Below are 18,734 nucleotides of genomic sequence, written 5' to 3' on the forward strand. Positions count from 1 at the left end.
ACACGCTCTTCGCCAAATCCACGCCAATGGTTATAGTGCTCATGGAGACTTCCTCTTCGAGTGACGGTTGACCAGCATCACCATCATGGCCCTCGAGGCCGAAAGGGGAGGAAGTCTCTTTTTACTCGTTCAAGGCGGACGGCTCCGCCGTCGCTCAATTCCAGCGTTAGGACTTTCATGCCGGTTAACGTCGTAGCCAAGCAGAAAATTACCGTTGGCGCCGAGGAATTCGTTGAGGGTTCTGCTCCAGACGGCTCTTTCGCTGCGGTATTTGAAGACGACGGAGACACTGGCTACTTCTATGCGTTAGACCAGTCACAATCTGGTCAGTCCATCCAAGATGCCATGCACATCTACAACGTGCCCTGGCGCGCCGCGGGGGCGATCGCTTCGGCGTCGGCGCGATCATTCTTGGCCGTGCCACTCTTGCGAAACGGTTTGACGAACTGGACGGCCGTGATCCGCGGCTGCAGGCCGTACTCCAGGCAGCGTCGCGCCAGTGATGCGCGCCGCTGCACGCTTCCATCGCCACCACCGTGCCCGCCGGCAGCTGGGCCAGCCACAGGCCAAACGGCTCACGCCGCAGATCCTGCCGCCGCAGCACATGGCCGGGGCCATCCACCTCGCATGCCGAAAACACACTCTTCGTCAAATCCACGCCGATGGTTATAGTGTTCATGGAGACTTCCTCTTCTGCTGACGGTTGTGTAGAAACACCATCATGGCCCTCGAGGCCGAAAGGGGAGGAAGTCTCTTTTTACTCGTTCGAGGCGGACGGCTTCGCCGCCGCTCAACTCCAGCGTTGGACATTGGCCATGCGTAACGAGAAGAGCATTGCTGTCGCTTTCGCCTGGTACGACGAGGCGCAGTGGAAATTACTCACCGAGGTCGTGCCAGATCGAGGCGAACTCGACGCAACGTTCCAAGACTGGGAGCGTGCCGCGCATGATGCGGTGCGCATGATCGAGGCCGAGGGCCTAGTAGTCGAGCGCATTCCTGTAAACGTTGGTGCTCTTTGCGCATGGTGCGACGAGCGCAAATTGCCTGTCAACGGCGCCGCCAGAGCGGAGTATGTTGTCACTCTTCTTCGTCAGCGGCGAACGCATGTCTAACAGTTCAAGACGGGCGGCTTCGCCGCCGCTCAACTCCCGCGTTAGGTGGCTAGCCAATCCGCTTCCTGGCACGTTAGGGCAAAGAGATGGCAAATCCTGATTCGCGTGTAACGGTCCACATGGCGGCGAGCCTCGATGGCTTCATTGCTCGAAGGGACGGGCGTGTCGATTGGCTCGAAACCTCGGACGAATTCGCAGGCGGGGACACCATGGACCCGGAGTTCGTCAAAGCGTTTCTCAAAACGATCGATTGTTACGTCATGGGGTCGCGGACTTATGAGACTGCGCTGGGCTTCGAAGCCAAGGGATTCGGGTGGGCATATGGCGACAAACCTACTTTTGTCCTCTCCACTCGCGATCTGCCGCGAACCCGGAATACCGTCGAGTTCTACTCGGGCGATCTTACGCAGTTGGTCAATGAGCGCTTGCGGCCCAGATTCCGTTCAATCTGGTTTGCCGGAGGCGGTTCAGTTTGCGGCGAGTGCCTTCGTCTCGGACTGGCCGACGAAGTGCGCTATTCGATCCTGCCGATATTGATTGGCGACGGTATAGCATTCTTCGAGAAGCTCGACAGAGACATCCCGCTGCATCTGACCGAGGTCAAAGCCTACAAAAGCGGCATGTTGGCGCTGTGCTACAAGGTGCTAGCGCATCGTGGCGAGCTGTAGAACGTTGTCTGATCATGCGCTCGAGCGGACCGTGCGGGAGCAAGTTTCCGGTACAGTCATGCGCTACCGCCCGCACGGCCGCTTAGCTTAGTCCGGCAAAGACCGTGCGGATTAGATCTGTTGACCCCGAGTAGAGCACCTAAACCACCAAGGTAGTTCCCCCGACTCTGCCGGGGAGGCAGTAGAAGTTCGACGTATGCAGGAGTCCGTCGGGGAAACTCCAACTCGTGAGCCGCCAAGCACATGAGAGGAGATTTCACCGATGGACGAATACCAAAGCTTAAACCACATGCAATGGGGGAGTGCCTGTACCACGTGGTGTTCATACCGAAGTGCCGTCGTCGCACGTTGTACGTCGAGCTTCGAAAGTATGTGGGAGAGGTGTTTCGCCGATTGGCGGAGCAGGAGGAAAGCCGAGTCGGGAAAGGTCGTTTGATGTCGGATCATGTGCACATGATGCTGCGGATGCCGCCAAAGTACGCGATGTCTCAAGTGGTGGGCTTCGTCAAGGGAAAAGTGCAATCCACTTGGCGCGAGTATACGGAGATCGCAAGCGCAACTTCGTCGGAGAGAGGGGATCGTCCTGGTATTCGCAGGTTTCTACTTCAGATTCCTGAAGCATCCATGATTCGGTGGTTTTCAAACATGGAGATGACATGCTGTCGATTTGTACATCTCGTCAATGCAATCGCGCTGCACTGCTCAACTCGAATATCTGGAGGGCTTCATGATCTACCGCATGTGGCACGGACGCACTCCGCGTTCGAAGGCCGATGAGTACGCAAGGTTCCTCGAACGGAAGGCCGTTCCGGACTATCGCTCCGTGCCCGGAAACCTGAGTGTGGCTGTGCTGCGTCGGGACGACGGCGACACGACCCATTTCCTGACCGTGACCTACTGGGAGTCCGAGGATTGCGTGCGTCGCTTTGCCGGCGATGACGTGCTCAAGGCCAAGTATTATCCGGAGGATCAAGACTATCTCCTGGAGTTCGAGCCGCTGGTCCAGCATTACGCGGTGATCGTCAAGGACGATGCCGTCTGATCATCGGGCGTCGGAGTAATCGACTCTGGCCGATGCGCTGGAAATGGTGACGACAGCTTCCGGGGCCTTCGGTTCGGCATGCTGGAAAATCAGCCCTTGCTGGCCACGGTGTCTTTCGCGCAACGCGGTGATGTCCAACGGCACCGGATCCCGGATATCGCTTCGCGATTCCGGGATGACGGGCAAAATCAGGGCGTCCGTAAAACGAGCGTGCCGCTGACGCCGTGACGGGGCGCGGCCGAGCCGGCGATCCTGGTCAGCGATCGCTGGCCACCGATCCGCGCCGGCGCGGTCCTACCGCATGCGCAGCCATTCCTTCATCAGCGGCAGCCGGCGCACGCGCACGGCGCTGGCGCGGAAGACCGCGTTGGCCAGTGCCGGAGCGGCGGTCGGCATGGCGAGGAAGCTGGCGCCGGCGGGTGGGCGGTCGTCGGCGGGCACGACGATGACGTCGACTGCGTTCGGCAGCTGCGCCATGCTGGCCAGCGGATAATCCTTGTAGTTGTGTTGCTGGACCAGGCCATCCTTGAACGTGATGGCGAGGTTCAACGTGGTGGAGAGTGCGTCCAGCGTGGCGCCCGCGAGCTGGCCTTCGAGACCCAGCGGGTTGATCACGCGACCGACATCGACGGCGCAGACGACGCGCTGGATGACCAGCTTCTGGTCCTGCACCGCCACTTCGATGGCATGGGCCACATAGGCGCCGTCGATGTGCCAGCAGGCGATGCCGAGGCCGTTGACGCTGTGCAGCCAGTTCTTCCATTCGATCCGGTCGGCGACCAGCTTCAGCACGTTGGCCAGCCGGCCGGTATCGAACGTGCCGCCGACGCTCAACGGCAGCTCGCGCGGCTCGCCCAGCATGCGCAGGTGGGTGACCAGCGGATCCTCTTTCATGCTGTGCGCGATTTCGTCGATGAAGCTTTCCACCGCAAACGCATTGCTGGTGTGCGGCATGCCGCGCATGGGGCCGCGCGGGATCGCCGAATTCAGCGCGTACCAGTCGCTGCGATAGTTCGGCACCAGCGCGGCGGGCAACTGGTCGGGGTGCAGTTCGGACGTCCACAGCCGGTTGTCCGGCGTGCTGCGATGGGCCAGCGCCGACGCGCTGGCCATGCGCTGGTTCCAGCCTAGCAGCTGGCGCTTGCGGTCGAGGATCACGCTGAGGTGATGCACGGCGCCGGACCGGTAATAGTCGTGGTCGAAGTCCCCCGCGCGCGTCCACAGCAGGCGCACCGGCTTGTCGGCGGCCTTGGCCACCATCACGGCTTCGGCCACGTAGTCGTGATCGAGCCGGCGGCCGTAGCCGCCGCCGACGCGGGGCACCCGGATATCGATCTGCGCGGGGCTCAGGCCGGTCAGGCGTTGCACTACCGCCCACGCTTTCTGCGGCGCCTGGGTCGGCACGACGAGGCTGGCGCGATCCTTGTCCAGCCGCACCAGGCAGTTCATCGGCTCGGCGGTTGCATGGGCGAGCCAGGGCTGGAAATAGGTGGCCTCGAGCCGTCGTGCGGCTTTCTTGCCGGCCGCTTCGACGTCGCCGTCGTTGCGCACGCGCGAAGTGGGATCGGTCTTGCCGGCGAGCAGGGCGCTGGCTTGCTGCTCCAGCGCGTTGCTGCTTTCGCCGCCGCTGGCGCCGGGTTTCCATTCGAGCTTGAGTTTCTCGCGGCCTTGCAGCGCCGACCAGGTGTCCACGGCCAGCACCGCCACCGCCGGGGCGATCACCGTGCTGCCCAGCGGCTGACCGGGCTCGGGTTTCAACTGCACCACTTTCAGCACGCCTTTGACGGCGAGCGTGTCGGTGGTGTCGATTTGCGCCAGCGTGCCGTCCGCCCACGGGCAATGCGCCAGCACGGCGACCAGCTCGTCGCCGTAGTGCTCGTCGATCGCGTAACGGGTCAGGCCGGCGACGATGGCGCGCGCGTCGACATCGCCGGCGGGTTTGCCGATCAACTGGTAGTTCGCGGGGTTTTTCAGCGGTGGCGGGCTGGTGGGCAGGGCGATCTTGCTGGCGTCCGCCGCAAGGCTGCCGTAGGTGAAGCGGCGCCCGTCCGGCGCGATCACCGTGCCGGCATCGCAGCGCAGATTGCTGGCCGGTACGCCGAGCCGGCGCGCCGCGGCCTGCAGCAGCAGCCAGCGCGCCAGCGCGCCGACCTGGCGCAGGTCGTTCCAGGCGGCGGGGATCGAGCCGCCGTTGCCGCCGACCTGGCGCCCGTAGGTCCAACGCGGCTGGCCGTTGTTGTCGGTCACGCCGAGGCCGAGCGGCAACACGCTGACGCGGTTCCAGTCGGCGTCGAGTTCGTCGGCGATGATGCGCGGCAGTGACGTGGCGACGCCGGTGCCGGTGTCCGGATCGCGCGCGCCGATCAACACGTTGCCGTCGGCATCGATGCGCACGTAGGCGCCGAGATCGTTGAAAGTGTCGCCGAGCAGGGCCAGCGGCAGCGGGGCATCGGCCGCTTCGGCCATGCGGATGCCGACGACCAGCGCGCCGGCAGTGCCGGCCAGCACTTGCAGAAAGCGCCGGCGCGACAGCCGGATCTGGTTGGGGGGCGAGCGGTCGCTGCTCATGGCTGGCCCGCCTTGCCGGCGGCGACGCGCTTGATCGCGCTGCGCACACGGGTCTGGCAGCCGCAGCGGCAGAGGTTGGGCAGGCGATCGATGTCGTCGTCGCCGGGATTGGGCTTGCGCCTGAGCAGGTCGACCGCGGCGATCAGCCAGCCGGGCGTGCAATAGCCGCAGCCGATGGCGTCCTCGTCGATGAAGGCCTGCTGCACCGGATGCAGGCTGCCGTCGTTGCCGGCCAAGCCTTCCACCGTGACGACCTGCCTGCCGGCCAGCCCGCTCATCGGCTGGCCGATCGCGGACAACGCCTTGCCGTCGAGCAGCACCAGGTCGGCGCCGTTCTCGCCATGCTCGCCACCGTACTTGGTGCCGGTCAGGCGCAACACATCACGCAAGTACCACAGCAAGGGCATCTGCGGATCGCCGGTGTGGCGGAAGTGTTCGCCGTTGATCTCCAGATCGATGCCGTCGCGTATCTTCTCGGGCACGACGCTGCTTTCCGCAGTGACCGGCACGGCCTGGGCTTGCACGGGCGCCATCCATCATCTCCTCACGAATCTATCCGCGCATTGTGGCATTGGTGCCGCCCCCTTAGGGGTGCGCGCGACTGAACAAGCGACGCCAGACCGCATAGACCGGCACGCTGGCGGCCATGATCAGCGTAACGATACCGGCATTGCGCGGGTTGTCGCGCGCGGTCATCACCACCACCCACGCCACCGTGCCGACGAATAGCAGCGGCAGCCACGGATAGCCCGGTACCTTGAAACTCGCGTCGCCGCCGTCACGGTGGCGATACCAGAACAACGTGGCGACGCCGACCGCACAGGCCAGCCAGTCGCCGAACGTGGCGTAATCCAGCAGTTGACCATAACCGACCGACAGCGCCAGCACGATCGCCCAGCCCGACAGCAACAGCAATGCGGTGTTCGGCGTGCGATAACGCGGGTGCAGCCGCGCCACCGCGCGGAAGAACAGGCCGTCCTCGCCCATCACCTGGAGCACGCGCGCGCCGGCGACCAGGGTGATGTTGCAGAAGCCCAATGTGGAAATCGCCACGCCCAGCGCGATCAACCTGGCGCCGAGCGGACCGAACACCTGCTGCATCACGTCGGCTGCCGGCGCGCGGCTGGCGGCGAGGCCGTCATGGCCGAGCACGGCCAGATAGGCCACGTTGACCAGCACGTAGGCGACGATCACCAGCAGCATGCCCAGCGTCAGCGCGCGCGGCAGCGTGCGCTGCGGATCGCGCACCTCGCCGGCCAGGTTGTTGAGATAGGTGAAGCCGGAATACGCGAACAGCACCGGCAGCGCCGCGCCGATGAAACCGACGTTGCTGCGCGCCGGATCGACGGCCAGCACCTGGCCGTGGCCGGCACCGGCCAGGAACAGGCCGCACACGACCAGCACCGCCACCGCCAGCAGCTTGAGCAGCGCGAACAGGTTCTGGATCTGTGCGCCCAGGCGAATGCCGAACAAATTGATGCCGCCCACGAAGACCAGCGCGCCGACCGTCAGCGGCAGCGCCATCGCCGGCGGCAGGCCGAACGCCGCCGCGGCATAGCTGGCAAAGATCGTGGCTACCGCCGCGCTGGAACCGGAATAGATCACCAGCAACATGGTCCAGCCGAACAGGAACCCGGCCATGGGCCCGAAGGCCTCGCGCAGGTAGACATAGGTGCCGCCCGCGCGTGGCCTGCGTGCGCCGAGTTCGGCATAGCACAGCGCGCCGATCAAGGTGAGCACGCCGGCGCCGGCCCACAGCAACAACAGCGCCAGGCCCGATTCGGTGCGTTGTGCGGCAATGCCGGGATTGAGAAAAATGCCGCCGCCGATGATGCCGCCGACCACGATCAGGGCGGCATCCCACGGGCGCAGGCTGCGGAGATAAGTCGCGGGTGAAGTGGGGGCTGGCATGGAACCGGTCATGAGGAGATCGCGGCAGCATGGCGGCCCGCGGCGCATCCGGCAAGACGCCCGCCGCTCAGCGAATGTGCTCGAGCAGCAGTTCGCCGCGCACGCCGATCGCACAGGCGCCGCCGATCATGATGGCTGGGCCGGCCGGGTCCACGCTCACCTCGACGAAGCCATCGCGGCCGACCTCGCGGCCCTGGCTGACGCGATAACGCTGGCCGTACGCGGACAATCCGCCGGTCGCCTGCAAATATGCGGCGATGGCTGCGTTCGCGCTACCGGTGACCGGATCCTCGGCTATGTTTTCGGAGGGACAGAACGCACGCACGGCCATCGCCGCGGTGCCGTCGCGCTCGCGGCCGAAGACGCATGCGCCGATGGCCGATGTCTGTTCGCAGGCGCCGGCGAGGGCGGTGAAATCGGGGCGCAATCCGCGCACCAAGGGCGCTTCGCGCAGGTCGCAGACGATCCATCGCGGGCCGTTGTCGACCAGGCGTATCGCGGCCGGATCCAGCGGAGCGTGCAAGGCGGTGGCCAGCTCGTCGCGCAAGTCCGCGGCGCAAGGCGCGATCCGCGCCGGTGGGGCCTGCACGTGGATGATCCGCGACCGGCCGGTACCGGCTACCTGCACCGGCAGCAGACCGGCAGCGCACTCCTGCACCAGCGACGTCTTGCCGCTGGCCACCAGTCCATGATCGATCGCTGCGTACGCGCTGCCCACGCTGGGGTGCCCGGCGAACGGCAGCTCCTGGCGAGTGGTGAAAATGCGCACGCGATAATCCGCCGCCGGCTGCGTCGGCGGCAGCAGGAAGGTCGTCTCGGAGAGATTGGTCCAGCGCGCTATGCGCTGCATGGTGTCGGTGTCCAGCCCTGCGGCATCGAACACCACGGCCAGCGGGTTGCCGTCGAACAGGCGGCTGGCAAAGACGTCCAGTTGCAGAAAGCGGAGTCGACGGGTCATGGGAGCGCCTGGGGGAGCGCCAGACCATGCCACCTCTGCGACGCCGCATGCAAGCGTCCATCCGGAATGCTCCAAGCATCGCTGACTGGCGCCCATGGGCGCCAGTCAGCGCGAGGATCAACGCTGTGCCGAATCAGAAGCCGCTGCGCAGGAACAGGTCGAGGTTCCTCACATTGAGCGTGCCGATGCCGGCACCCTGGTCGTAGCCGGGTACGCCGTGATAGAACCAGTTGTCGCCGGCGCGGATATCGTTGAACGGCGACCACGAGCCGTAGCCGAAGATGTTCTGCAGGAAGTATACCTGCGGATTCCAGAAGCCCACCCGGTGCCCAGTGCTCTGCGTCAGCAGGGCGCTGATGCCGTTGAGCTGGGGCGCGACGAAACTGGTGCCGCCTTCGAACGTCAGAAGGCCCGCGCCGTCCAGTGACGAGACGAAGCTGTAGCCGGCCTCCGGATCCGCATTCAGCGAAATGTCGGGCTCGTTGCGGCCGCGGTAATTGGCAGGCAACTTGTAGTCGATGCCGAAGGCGGGGAGGAACAAGGTCTGGTTCTTCTCGCTCCTGCGGGTGCCGAAAGTGAACTGCTGATAGCGCGGCAGCGGCCAGAACACGCTGACGCCGCCGCCACCGCCGACCGAGAACACTTCAGAGGTGATATCCACGCCGAAATTGGCCTGGAAGTAGTTGGAGATGTAGTCCCAGCCCCAGACGCTTTCCTTGCCGATCGATGCTGTCGGCCCACCGCTGAAGGCGTAGGAAAACGGTACGGTGGTGCCACCTGCCGTGGTGATGAAGGGATCAGAGCCCGGGGCGTCGGCGGTGAGCGGCGGTGGCACCGGATCGGTCAGCGAGCCGCCCAGTGCACGCACCGTGTCGTAGGCGCCCGAGTCGCCGGACGTCGCGAACATCGAGATGCCTTGTGCTGCCGCTTCCAGGAAGACCTGATGGAAAGCGAGCAATTCGTCGGTGAAGTCGACACCGCCGTTGAGCTGCGGGAAGTAGAAGATTTCCGGCGAGCCCCAGCTTACCGACAAGCTGTCTACCTTGTTGTCGGACACCGCCTGGTTGAATACGTCGAAGAAGCCGGCATCGGTGTTGGGTGCGTCGTATACGATGATGTCCGCCCATGGCGCCAGGCCGCCGGACTGCTCGACGTCGAGGGATGTCTCACCCGAGCCTGCTGCGCTGCCGAGCGGTCCGCCACCGTCCACGTGCACCTGCGTGATGCGGTCGGGTTTCACTGCCAGGCCGATCGTGCTCCAGTAGCTGTAGGCATCGGCGGGCAGGAAATTCGCCAGGGTGGCGATGCCGATGGTCGAACCCTTGCCGTTCACTCCGGCCTTGTAGAGCGGGTTGATGTTGTAGCGGTTGGCCACGTCGCCGACGGTGAATTCGCCGGGTGTGCAGGTGGCTGTGGGATTGCCGGTGCAGGGCGCCGTGGCGGGTGCGGCCGCACCCTTGACCAGCGCATTCGTCCTGGCCCCCGGCTGCGGCGGGAACAGCGCACTGACGCGATGCGAACGATAGCGCGCCTCGCTGTTGAGGCCCGAGGCCACGACCAGCGTGCCGGCCAGCTCCGCGGGCACGCTCGGTGCCGCATTCGGCCGGTGGAAGGTCGAGCCGTCGCCGGCCCGGTAATCGTGGATGGACGTATGGAAGGCCGTATCGAACTGGCCGATCGTGCCGCTGACCTTGATCGCCAGATGATTGGGCAGCAGCTCGGCCTGCGCGAGCCCTTGCTGCTTCAGGAACGACTTCACCCTGGATATCTCGTCGGCGGTGGCGCCATAGCGGTCCGCGAACTGTGCCGTGGTGAGGAAGCGGTGGTACGCGGGATTGCCCGGGGTGACCGTGCTGTAGATGTACTGCTCGAGTGCATCCTGATGGTGCAGGCCGAGGACCAGCGTGACGTTCACGGTTTGAGCGGGGTTGCTTGATCCGAGGTCGACAGGTGCCGGGTCGGCAGGCGCCGAGCCGCCGGCGGCGAACGATACGCTGGCGAAGCCACAGAGCAGCAACGCCAATGAAGTCGCGAGCGACTTGCGATGCAGGTTAGTAAGCATGGGTTTTCTCCAAGGGTTGAAACGGTCGCGCCGGGCGGCGCTGCGGCCGGCAGCGTCGCGCCTGCCGGCAAGCCGTACATTCGTAAGCTGGTACCCCAACAACCAACCAGGACGGCCCCTGAATACAAATCCGTACTGATCGAGCGACGCTAGCAGCGTACGGCTGGCCCTGAAAGTGCCTGTTCCGGCGAAATAGTTTGCGATATCCATGCTCTGATCCATGCTCTCATCCATGGTGCAGCGGTCCGCTGAAGGTCGACAGGCGGATTTTTTCGCAATCGCCGCACGCCGCGGCTGTCAATGGCTTGCAGGAAAAGCGAATTATTGCGAGTTAATGGATCAACCATTCGTGGTGATGCGCAATATCTTGCGTTAATTGCAAACGTGCTGGCGGGTCGGCAAGAATGCGCGCTCTCGCGTGCATGGGGCCGCGAGGCATGTAAGCAAATACATCAAAACAGGGAAGCCATGAACAAGCAATTTCAGATAACCGCCTTTGCCGTTGTATTGGCAGCAGCTTCGAGCTGTGCGTTTGCCACCGATCCGGGCGCATTTTTCGTCAATGGCAATCTGGGGCAGTCGCATTACCAGGACAAGGGGTTCAGTGATCGCACCGATGTCAGCACTGCGGTACGCGCGGGCTACAGCTGGCAGAGCAACGTAGTCGACTTCGGCGTAGAAGCTGGCTATGTCGATCTGGGCAACGCTCGCGGTACGGTGACCGCCGGCAACTTCAATGCCAATTACAGTGCGCAGGGCAAGGGCCCGCTATTGGGCATCGACCTCAAGTACAAGTTCGTGAGCAAGTGGTTCGTTTCCGGGCGTCTGGGGTATTTTCGTTCCACGCTGGTAGAGAACATCAGTGGCCTCGGTTCGCAAAATTTCAGTGGCGATGGCGGCTACGTCGGCGTCGGCACCGGTTACGACATCACGCCACACTTCAGCCTGGGGGCGAGCTACGACAATTACCATGGCAGAGTGAAGTACACCGGTACGAGCTATGCCGACAATATCGGCGTGCTTTCGGGTTTTGCCGAATACCGCTTCTGAGTGGTTGCTTCGGTCAAAAAACAACGGCCGCCTTGCGCGGCCGTTGTTTTTTTGAGGTGCGGCCCGGTTGCGGCACAATAGTGGGCTTGCGCTGCGGATATACGGTTGCGGCGCCCTCATCTCCGAGCTCGAGCCCGTCCCATGACCATCATCAAGCAAGCCGATCTGATCCAGTCCGTTGCCGACGCGTTGCAGTACATCAGCTATTACCACCCAGTCGACTACATCAAGGGCCTGGCTGCCGCCTATGGGCGCGAGGAAAGTCCCGCGGCCAAGGACGCGATGGCACAGATCCTGATCAACTCGCGGATGGCCGCCGAAGGCCATCGGCCGCTGTGCCAGGACACCGGCATCGTCACCGTGTTTCTCAAGGTCGGCATGAACGTGCAGTGGGACGCCACGATGTCGCTGGACGACATGGTCAACGAGGGCGTGCGCCGCGCCTACAACGACCCGGACAACAAGCTGCGCGCCAGCATCCTGGCCGACCCGGCCGGCAAGCGCATCAATACCAGGGACAACACGCCGGCCATCATCAACGTGGCTATCGTGCCGGGCGACAAGCTCGACGTGATCGTGGCGGCGAAGGGCGGCGGTTCCGAGGCGAAGTCGAAGTTCGTGATGCTCAACCCGTCCGACTCGATCGTGGACTGGGTGCTCAAGACCGTGCCCACGATGGGCGCGGGCTGGTGCCCGCCGGGCATGCTGGGGCTGGGCATCGGCGGCACCGCCGAGAAGGCGATGTTGCTGGCGAAAGAGGCGTTGATGGAGCCGATCGACATCCAGGAGCTGATCGCGCGCGGCCCGGCCAATCGCGCCGAGGAGCTGCGCATCGAGCTGTACGAGAAGGTCAACGCGCTGGGCATCGGCGCGCAAGGCCTGGGCGGCCTGACCACCGTACTGGACATCAAGGTCAAGGATTACCCGACCCACGCGGCGAACCTGCCGGTGGCGCTGATCCCCAATTGCGCGGCGACCCGCCACGCGCACTTCACCCTGGACGGCTCCGGCCCGGTGATGCTCGATCCGCCGTCGCTGGAAGACTGGCCGAAGCTGACCTACGACGCCTCGAAAGGCCGCCGGGTGAATCTCGACACGGTGACGCAGGCGGATGTCGCCGGCTGGAAGCCGGGCGAGACCTTGCTGCTCAACGGCAAGCTGCTGACCGGCCGCGATGCGGCGCACAAGCGCATGGTCGAGCTGCTCGACAAGGGCGAGCCGTTGCCGGTCGATTTCCAGGGCCGCTTCATCTATTACGTGGGCCCGGTCGACCCGGTGCGCGACGAGGTGGTGGGTCCGGCCGGCCCGACCACCGCCACCCGCATGGACAAGTTCACCGAGCAGGTGCTGGCGCAGACCGGCCTGCTCGGGATGGTCGGCAAGGCCGAGCGCGGGCCGGCGGCGATCGAGGCGATCAAGAAGCACCGGTCGGTGTACCTGATGGCGGTCGGCGGCGCAGCCTACCTGGTGTCCAAGGCGATCAAGGCGGCCCGTGTGGTCGGCTTCGCCGATCTGGGCATGGAAGCGATCTACGAGTTCACGGTCGAGGACATGCCGGTGACCGTGGCGGTCGATTCGCTGGGCAGCTCGGTGCACCAGACCGGTCCGCGCGAATGGCAGGCGCGGATCGGCAAGATCCCGGTCGTTGTTCAATGACGCTGCGTGCGCAGCGCGCACCTCGGCTGCCGTCATCCAGGCGTCCGCCAGGGTGACGGTTCCCCGGTCCATACGCCCTCGCATTTAGCCATCCAAACGTCCGCAGGCATCCAGCGGTTGCATTCCACCTGCTGCGGCGCAACACTGGGGGAATTGTCTTTCCCCAACCATCGCCACTGAAGGTCGCCGTGAACCCGCAAAGCCCCGCGTCGCTTCCTGCCGACGCCCCCTGGATCGTAATGAAGTTCGGCGGCACCAGTGTCGCCACGTTGTCGCGCTGGCAGAACATTCTGGAACTGGTCGCCAGCCGCCGCGCCGAGGGCGCGCGCGTACTGGTCGTCGTTTCCGCACTGACCGGCGTCACCGACGCGCTCAAGCAATTGTGCGCGCAGGGCGAGTCGGGCAAACGCAGCGAGGCGGCCAAGGCGATCGCGCAGCGCCACTACGATCTGCTCGACCACATGCAGTTGGCCATGCCGGACACGTTGGGCGAGCGGCTAGCCGATCTGGCGAAGCTGGCGCACGAAGGCGCCGCCACGCTGGGCGAGCTGGCCTGGCAGGCGCAGGTGCAGGCGCACGGCGAGCTGATGTCCAGCGCGCTCGGTGCCGCGTTCCTCAGCCACAGCGGCCTGCCCACGCGATGGCTGGACGCGCGCGACTGTCTGGCCGCCATCGCCTTGCCGAACCAGAACGAACGCACCCGGCTGCTGTCGTCGATGGTCGAGACCAAAGCCGATCCCGCGTTGAACGCGCGGCTTGCCGCGCTGGGCGAGGTGTTCATCACCCAGGGCTTCATCGCTCGCGACGCCAAGGGCCGCACGGTGTTGCTGGGCCGCGGCGGCTCGGATACGTCGGCGGCGTACTTCGGTGCGCTGCTGAAGGCGCAGCGGGTGGAAATCTGGACCGACGTGGCCGGCATGTTCACCGCCAACCCGCGCCAGGTACCGGGCGCGCGGCTGCTGCAGCGGCTGGATTACGAGGAGGCCCAGGAAATCGCCTCCACCGGCGCCAAGGTGCTGCATCCGCGCTGCCTGTCGCCGTTGCGCGAACCGCGCGTGCCGCTGCTGATCAAGGACACCAACCGGCCGGAACTCGAAGGCACCGTGATCGGCCCGGAGGTTCGTGCGCACGCGCCCAGCGTCAAGGCGATCAGCGCGCGCAAGGGCATCACCCTGGTGTCGATGGAGTCGGTCGGCATGTGGCAGCAGGTCGGTTTTCTTGCCGACGTGTTCGCGCACTTCAAGCAGCACGGACTGTCGGTGGACCTGATCGGCTCGGCCGAGACCAACGTCACCGTATCGCTCGATCCCACCGAGAACCTGCTCGACTCCGATGCGATCGCCGCACTGGCCACCGACCTGGCCAAGGTATGCCGGGTCAAGGTGATCGCGCCGTGCGCGGCGATCACCCTGGTCGGTCGCGGCATGCGCTCGCTGCTGCACACCTTGTCCGGCGTGCTGGCCGAGTTCGGCCAGCTGCGCGTGCACATGATTTCGCAGTCGTCGAACAACCTCAATCTCACCTTCGTGGTGGACGAGGAAGTGGTCGATACGCTGCTGCCGCATCTGCATGAGCTGTTGATCGCCGCCGGCGCCCTGCGCACCGACGACAGCGCACTGTTCGGCCCCAGCTGGCAGACCTTGTACGGCAGCGGCGAAGCACCGGGTGCGGCCGCCGCCGCGTGGTGGCGCGACACGCAACGGCAGCGGCTGCTGGAGCTGGCGGCCGGGACCACGCCGCGCTACGTCTACCACCTGCCCACGGTGCGCCAGCAGGCGCGCGCGCTGAAGTCGCTGGCCGCGGTCGATCGGCTGCACTACGCGGTGAAGGCGAATACGCACCCGGCGATCCTGCGTGCGCTGGCGGCGGAAGGCTTTGCGTTCGAATGCGTCTCGCCGGGCGAGCTGGAAGCGGTCGGTGCGATCGTGGCGGAGTCGGTGCCGCTGCTGTTCACGCCGAACTTCGCGCCGCGCGCGGATTACGTTCTGGCACTTGGCACCCGTGCCACGGTCACGCTGGACGCGCTGCATCCGCTGGAACGCTGGGGCGAACTGTTCCGCGATCGCGAGATCATGCTGCGGGTCGATCTGGGCCGCGGCCTGGGCCACCACGAGAAGGTGCGCACCGGCGGCAGCGGCAGCAAGTTCGGCCTGCCGCTGGAGCAGCTCGCCGCGTTTCTGCAACTGGCCGGCACCCACGGCGTGATCGTGCGCGGCCTGCATGCGCACCTGGGTTCGGGCGTGCTGGACGCCGCGCACTGGGGCGAGGTGTATGTGCAGCTGGCCAGCCTGGCCGAGCGCATCGGCAGCGTGGCGTTCCTCAATATCGGCGGCGGCCTGGGCGTGCCGTCCCATCCGGGCGAGGCGCCGCTGGACATCGCCGAACTCGATCGCGTGCTGCGCGAGGTCAAGGCCGCTTATCCGCAGTATCAGTTGTGGATGGAGCCGGGCCGTTACCTGGTCGCCGATGCCGGCGTGCTGCTGGCGCGGGTGACCCAGCAGAAAGACAAGAGCGGTTTCCGCTACCTCGGCATCGACACCGGCATGAACAGCCTGATCCGTCCCGCGCTCTACGACGCCTGGCACGAGATCGTGAACCTCAGCCGGCTCGACGAACCGGCCACCGCGCTGTACCAGGTCGTCGGCCCGATCTGCGAGAGTGGCGACGTGCTGGGCACCGACCGCCGCCTGCCCGAGGCGCAGGAGGGCGACGTGATGCTGATCGCGCAGGCGGGCGCGTACGGCAAGGTGATGTCCTCGCACTACAACCTGCGCGACGAAGCCGACGAGGTGGTGATCGAGTAGCTTTTCCCCATCTCCCCGCTGGGGAGATGGCTCTCGGCAGCTGTGCTGCTCGAAGCTAGAATCAATCTGCTCGTTTTCCTGGTGAAGCGGGCGATGGAGAAAGACGTGAGCAACATGATTCAACCGCGGCTGACCAAGCTGTTTCGTTTCGTGCGCTGCAGCTACGCCGACGGCGTGGCCGAGCTGGCGTACGCGTTCGATGACGGCGAGGAACTGGTCGAGCGGATTCGTTTCCCGAATGCGCCGGCGGTTCCGGCCGCGCATGCCGCGGCGTTCGAGGCGGCGCTGAAACTGCTGCATCTGATCGCGGGCGTCAGCTACTACAAGGCCGGCGTGCCGCCGAAGATCGAGGTGGCGACGGGGCCGCTCGACGACGCTACGGCCGAGCTGCTCGATCAGCTGTACCTGCACGGCCTGGCCGAGTTCGCCTATCGCAACGGGCTGGATCTGCGTGGACGCATTGAATTCCCCCGCGGTGCTGCAGCGCCGACGGTGCATTCATTGAACCTGCCGAAACGCACGCTGGTGCCGATCGGCGGCGGCAAGGATTCGCTGGTCGCGGTGGAGGCGATCAAGTCGATCGGTGGTGAGGCGACCGCAGTGTGGGTCGGCAATTCCGCGCTGATCGCCGCCTGCGCGGAACGCACCGGCCTGCCCATGCTGAACATCCAGCGCGAGCTGGCGCCGGGGCTGTTCGAGCTGAATCGGCTGGGCGCGTGGAACGGGCATGTGCCGGTGACCGCGGTGAACTCGGCGATCCTCGCCGTCGCCGCGATCCTGTATGGCTACGACTCGATCGCGTTCGCCAACGAGCGTTCCGCCTCGGCCGCCACGCTGGAGTACGACGGCCAGCAGGTGAACCACCAGTGGAGCAAGAGCTACGCGTTCGAGCAGCTGCTGGGCGACTGGCTGCACACGCATGTGGCGAGCGACCTCGACTATTGCTCGCTGCTGCGGCCGTATTCGGAGCTGGCGATCACGCGTGCGTTCGCGAAGCTGACGCCGTACTTCGAGGTGTTCTCCAGCTGTAACCGCAATTTCAAGCTGCTCGGCCCGAAGCCGGCCGACCGCTGGTGCGGGCAATGCCCGAAATGCCATTTCGTGTTTCTCGCGCTGGCGCCGTTCCTGCCCAAGCCGCGGCTGCTGTCGATCTTCGGGCGCAACCTGCTGGACGATGAAAATCAGACCGCCGGTTTCGATGCGCTGCTGGAATACCAGGACCACAAACCGTTCGAGTGCGTGGGCGAGGGCGCCGAGGCGCGCGCCGCGATGCATGCGTTGAGCCAGCGTCCCGAATGGCAGGAAGACACGCTGGTCGCACGCTTTCACAGCGAGATCCTGCCGCAGCTGGACGCATCGCAGCTGGCGCTGGAGCCGTGGCTGATAGCGGGAGACGGGCATCGCGTGCCGGTGCGACTGCAGCCCGCACTGGCGGCGATCGGCTGATGAAAGACTTCGCCCCCATTCTCCTCGTTGTTGGGCGTCATGCGTATTGCTGAGCTGGTCGGCCGTCGGGTCGCGATATGGGGCTTCGGGCGCGAGGGGCGCGCGGCCATCCATGCGGTGCGTCAGCGTTGCCCGGATCAGCGGTTCACGTTGTTCTGCGCTGCAGCCGAAGTCGACGCCGCCCGCGCGTTCGATCCGGCGCTCGAGGTGGTTGCCGGCGAGCCGGATGCCGCCACGCTGAGCCGGTTCGATGTGGTGGTGAAGTCGCCCGGCATCTCGGCGTACAAGCCGGCCTTGCTGGCGGCGCTGGCGCAAGGCACGCAGTTCACTTCCGGCACCGCGCTGTGGTTCGGCGAAAATCCCGACGCGCATGTGATCGCCGTGACCGGCACCAAGGGCAAGAGCACCACCAGTGCGCTGATCGCGCACCTGACGCGGGCGCTGGGTGTGCGCACGGCGCTGGCCGGCAATATCGGCCTGCCGCTGCTGGAGCTGCCCGATCGCCAGGCTGTCTCGCAACCCGCCGAATTGTGGGTGATCGAGCTGTCCAGCTTCCAGACCGGCGAGGCGGGTCCGCTGGAGCTTGGCGTGATCACCAGCCTGTACGAGGAGCATCTCGACTGGCACGGCTCACGCGAGCGCTACGTCGTCGACAAGCTGCGTCTGGCCGACGTCTCGCGACAGCTGCTGGTCAACGGGCTGCAGCCGGCGCTGCTGGAACGCACGCAGAAGCATCCGCATCGCCTGCTGTTCGGTCAGCCGGCAGGCTGGCACGTCGCCGACGGTTTCATCCGTCGCGGCACACAGGAAGTCTTTCCGGTCGAGCAGCTCGCGGCGCCGGGCCTGCATAACGCGCTGAACGCCTGCGCCGCGCTGGCGGCGTTGGCTGCCGTGGGAATGGACGCGATGGCCGCGGCCCCGGCGCTGGCGCATTTCCGTCCGTTGCCGCATCGCCTGCAGCCGCTGGGCGAGCGCGATGGCTGGCACTGGGTCAACGATTCGATCAGCACCACGCCGCTGGCCACGCTGGCGGCGCTGGAAAGCCTGCACGGCCACGCGGTGACCGTGCTGGTCGGCGGCCACGATCGCGGACTGGACTGGACGCCGTTCGTCGAGGCGATGCGCAGCTCACCCGCCCACGCGATCGTCTGCATGGGCAGCAACGGCGGTCGCATCGAAACTGCCTTGCGCGCCGCCGGAGTGGCCTGCCCGATCATGCATGTCGCGGATCTGGCTGGCGCCGTGGCCGAGGCGAAGGTGTGCACACCGGACGGTGGAGTGATCCTGCTCTCGCCGGGTGCGCCCAGCTTCGACCAGTTCAAGGATTATGCGGAGCGCGGCCGCCGTTTTGCGGCACTGGCGGGCTTCGACTCGGCCAGCATCACCGGCATTGAGGGGTTGGGCATCGACGGTGACGTCGGCAAAACCTGAGTCGTTGTCGCGTGACGCCCAAGGCT

At 65.5% G+C, this 18,734-nt stretch carries 14 protein-coding genes and 3 pseudogenes; 10 read left to right on the top strand and 7 right to left on the bottom strand.

Annotated elements, in window-relative coordinates; translation table 11 throughout:
• Positions 1-177: 177 nt before the first annotated feature.
• Positions 178-306 (top strand): annotated as a pseudogene (locus ACFPPB_RS14420) (DUF2251 domain-containing protein); the annotation flags it as partial.
• Positions 307-356: 50 nt separating this feature from the next.
• Here ACFPPB_RS14420 and ACFPPB_RS14425 read toward each other — a convergent pair.
• A pseudogene (locus ACFPPB_RS14425) lies at positions 357-679 on the bottom strand (IS110 family transposase); the annotation flags it as partial.
• On the opposite strand from ACFPPB_RS14425, the gene ACFPPB_RS14430 reads away from it, so the two are divergent.
• The 4 genes and pseudogenes from ACFPPB_RS14430 (at position 678) to ACFPPB_RS14445 (ending at position 2,822) form a co-directional block, all read left to right on the top strand.
• Positions 678-1,112 (top strand): hypothetical protein, encoded by a 435-nt coding sequence (locus ACFPPB_RS14430; RefSeq protein WP_377328280.1) that lies wholly within the window; start codon positions 678-680, stop codon positions 1,110-1,112. The pseudogene ACFPPB_RS14425 and the gene ACFPPB_RS14430 overlap by 2 nt on opposite strands.
• A gap of 86 nt (positions 1,113-1,198) precedes the next feature.
• Positions 1,199-1,780, top strand: a complete 582-nt coding sequence (locus tag ACFPPB_RS14435) for a dihydrofolate reductase family protein (RefSeq protein ID WP_377328282.1) — start codon at positions 1,199-1,201, stop codon at positions 1,778-1,780.
• Between the two features lie 262 nt (positions 1,781-2,042).
• Positions 2,043-2,352 (top strand): annotated as a pseudogene (gene tnpA / locus ACFPPB_RS14440) (IS200/IS605 family transposase); the annotation flags it as partial.
• Positions 2,353-2,507: 155 nt separating this feature from the next.
• A complete protein-coding gene (locus ACFPPB_RS14445) occupies positions 2,508-2,822 on the top strand; it encodes an antibiotic biosynthesis monooxygenase family protein (RefSeq protein WP_377328284.1) in 315 nt (104 codons plus the stop codon).
• On the opposite strand, the gene ACFPPB_RS14450 is transcribed toward ACFPPB_RS14445, so the two are convergent.
• The 6 genes from ACFPPB_RS14450 to ACFPPB_RS14475 all read right to left on the bottom strand — a co-directional run bounded on the left by ACFPPB_RS14450 (position 2,823) and on the right by ACFPPB_RS14475 (position 10,321).
• On the bottom strand, positions 2,823-2,960 hold the full coding sequence (locus ACFPPB_RS14450) for a hypothetical protein (RefSeq protein ID WP_377328286.1): 138 nt from the start codon (positions 2,958-2,960) through the stop codon (positions 2,823-2,825).
• A 156-nt stretch (positions 2,961-3,116) separates the two neighbouring features.
• A complete protein-coding gene (locus ACFPPB_RS14455) occupies positions 3,117-5,390 on the bottom strand; it encodes a xanthine dehydrogenase family protein molybdopterin-binding subunit (RefSeq protein WP_377328288.1) in 2,274 nt (757 codons plus the stop codon).
• Positions 5,387-5,923: a (2Fe-2S)-binding protein gene (locus tag ACFPPB_RS14460; RefSeq protein WP_377328290.1), complete on the bottom strand. Its 537-nt coding sequence runs from the start codon at positions 5,921-5,923 to the stop codon at positions 5,387-5,389. The genes ACFPPB_RS14455 and ACFPPB_RS14460 overlap by 4 nt, the downstream gene beginning before the upstream one ends.
• Positions 5,924-5,975: 52 nt before the next feature.
• Positions 5,976-7,313 carry an APC family permease gene (locus ACFPPB_RS14465; RefSeq protein WP_377328292.1) on the bottom strand — a complete coding sequence of 446 codons (1,338 nt, stop codon included), beginning with the start codon at positions 7,311-7,313 and terminating at the stop codon, positions 5,976-5,978.
• A gap of 55 nt (positions 7,314-7,368) precedes the next feature.
• On the bottom strand, positions 7,369-8,259 hold the full coding sequence (locus ACFPPB_RS14470; protein WP_377328294.1) for a PhzF family phenazine biosynthesis protein: 891 nt from the start codon (positions 8,257-8,259) through the stop codon (positions 7,369-7,371).
• Positions 8,260-8,392: 133 nt separating this feature from the next.
• The gene (locus ACFPPB_RS14475) at positions 8,393-10,321 is read right to left on the bottom strand and encodes a S53 family peptidase (protein ID WP_377328296.1); all 1,929 of its coding nucleotides are present in this window, start codon (positions 10,319-10,321) and stop codon (positions 8,393-8,395) included.
• Positions 10,322-10,789: 468 nt separating this feature from the next.
• Here ACFPPB_RS14475 and ACFPPB_RS14480 point away from each other — a divergent pair, with 468 nt between their 5' ends.
• The 5 genes from ACFPPB_RS14480 (at position 10,790) to murD (ending at position 18,708) form a co-directional block, all read left to right on the top strand.
• Positions 10,790-11,371, top strand: a complete 582-nt coding sequence (locus ACFPPB_RS14480) for an outer membrane beta-barrel protein (RefSeq protein WP_377328298.1) — start codon at positions 10,790-10,792, stop codon at positions 11,369-11,371.
• Between the two features lie 141 nt (positions 11,372-11,512).
• Positions 11,513-13,027 (top strand): fumarate hydratase, encoded by a 1,515-nt coding sequence (locus ACFPPB_RS14485; protein WP_377328300.1) that lies wholly within the window; start codon positions 11,513-11,515, stop codon positions 13,025-13,027.
• Between the two features lie 188 nt (positions 13,028-13,215).
• A complete protein-coding gene (locus ACFPPB_RS14490) occupies positions 13,216-15,831 on the top strand; it encodes a bifunctional aspartate kinase/diaminopimelate decarboxylase (RefSeq protein WP_377328302.1) in 2,616 nt (871 codons plus the stop codon).
• 114 nt (positions 15,832-15,945) lie between these two features.
• The gene (gene murL / locus ACFPPB_RS14495) at positions 15,946-17,277 is read left to right on the top strand and encodes a UDP-N-acetyl-alpha-D-muramoyl-L-alanyl-L-glutamate epimerase (RefSeq protein WP_377328428.1); all 1,332 of its coding nucleotides are present in this window, start codon (positions 15,946-15,948) and stop codon (positions 17,275-17,277) included.
• A 39-nt stretch (positions 17,278-17,316) separates the two neighbouring features.
• On the top strand, positions 17,317-18,708 hold the full coding sequence (gene murD, locus ACFPPB_RS14500; protein WP_377328304.1) for a UDP-N-acetylmuramoyl-L-alanine--D-glutamate ligase: 1,392 nt from the start codon (positions 17,317-17,319) through the stop codon (positions 18,706-18,708).
• Positions 18,709-18,734: the final 26 nt, after the last annotated feature.

It is taken from the genome of Rhodanobacter terrae (genome assembly GCF_042657005.1).
GTDB lineage: Bacteria > Pseudomonadota > Gammaproteobacteria > Xanthomonadales > Rhodanobacteraceae > Rhodanobacter > Rhodanobacter terrae.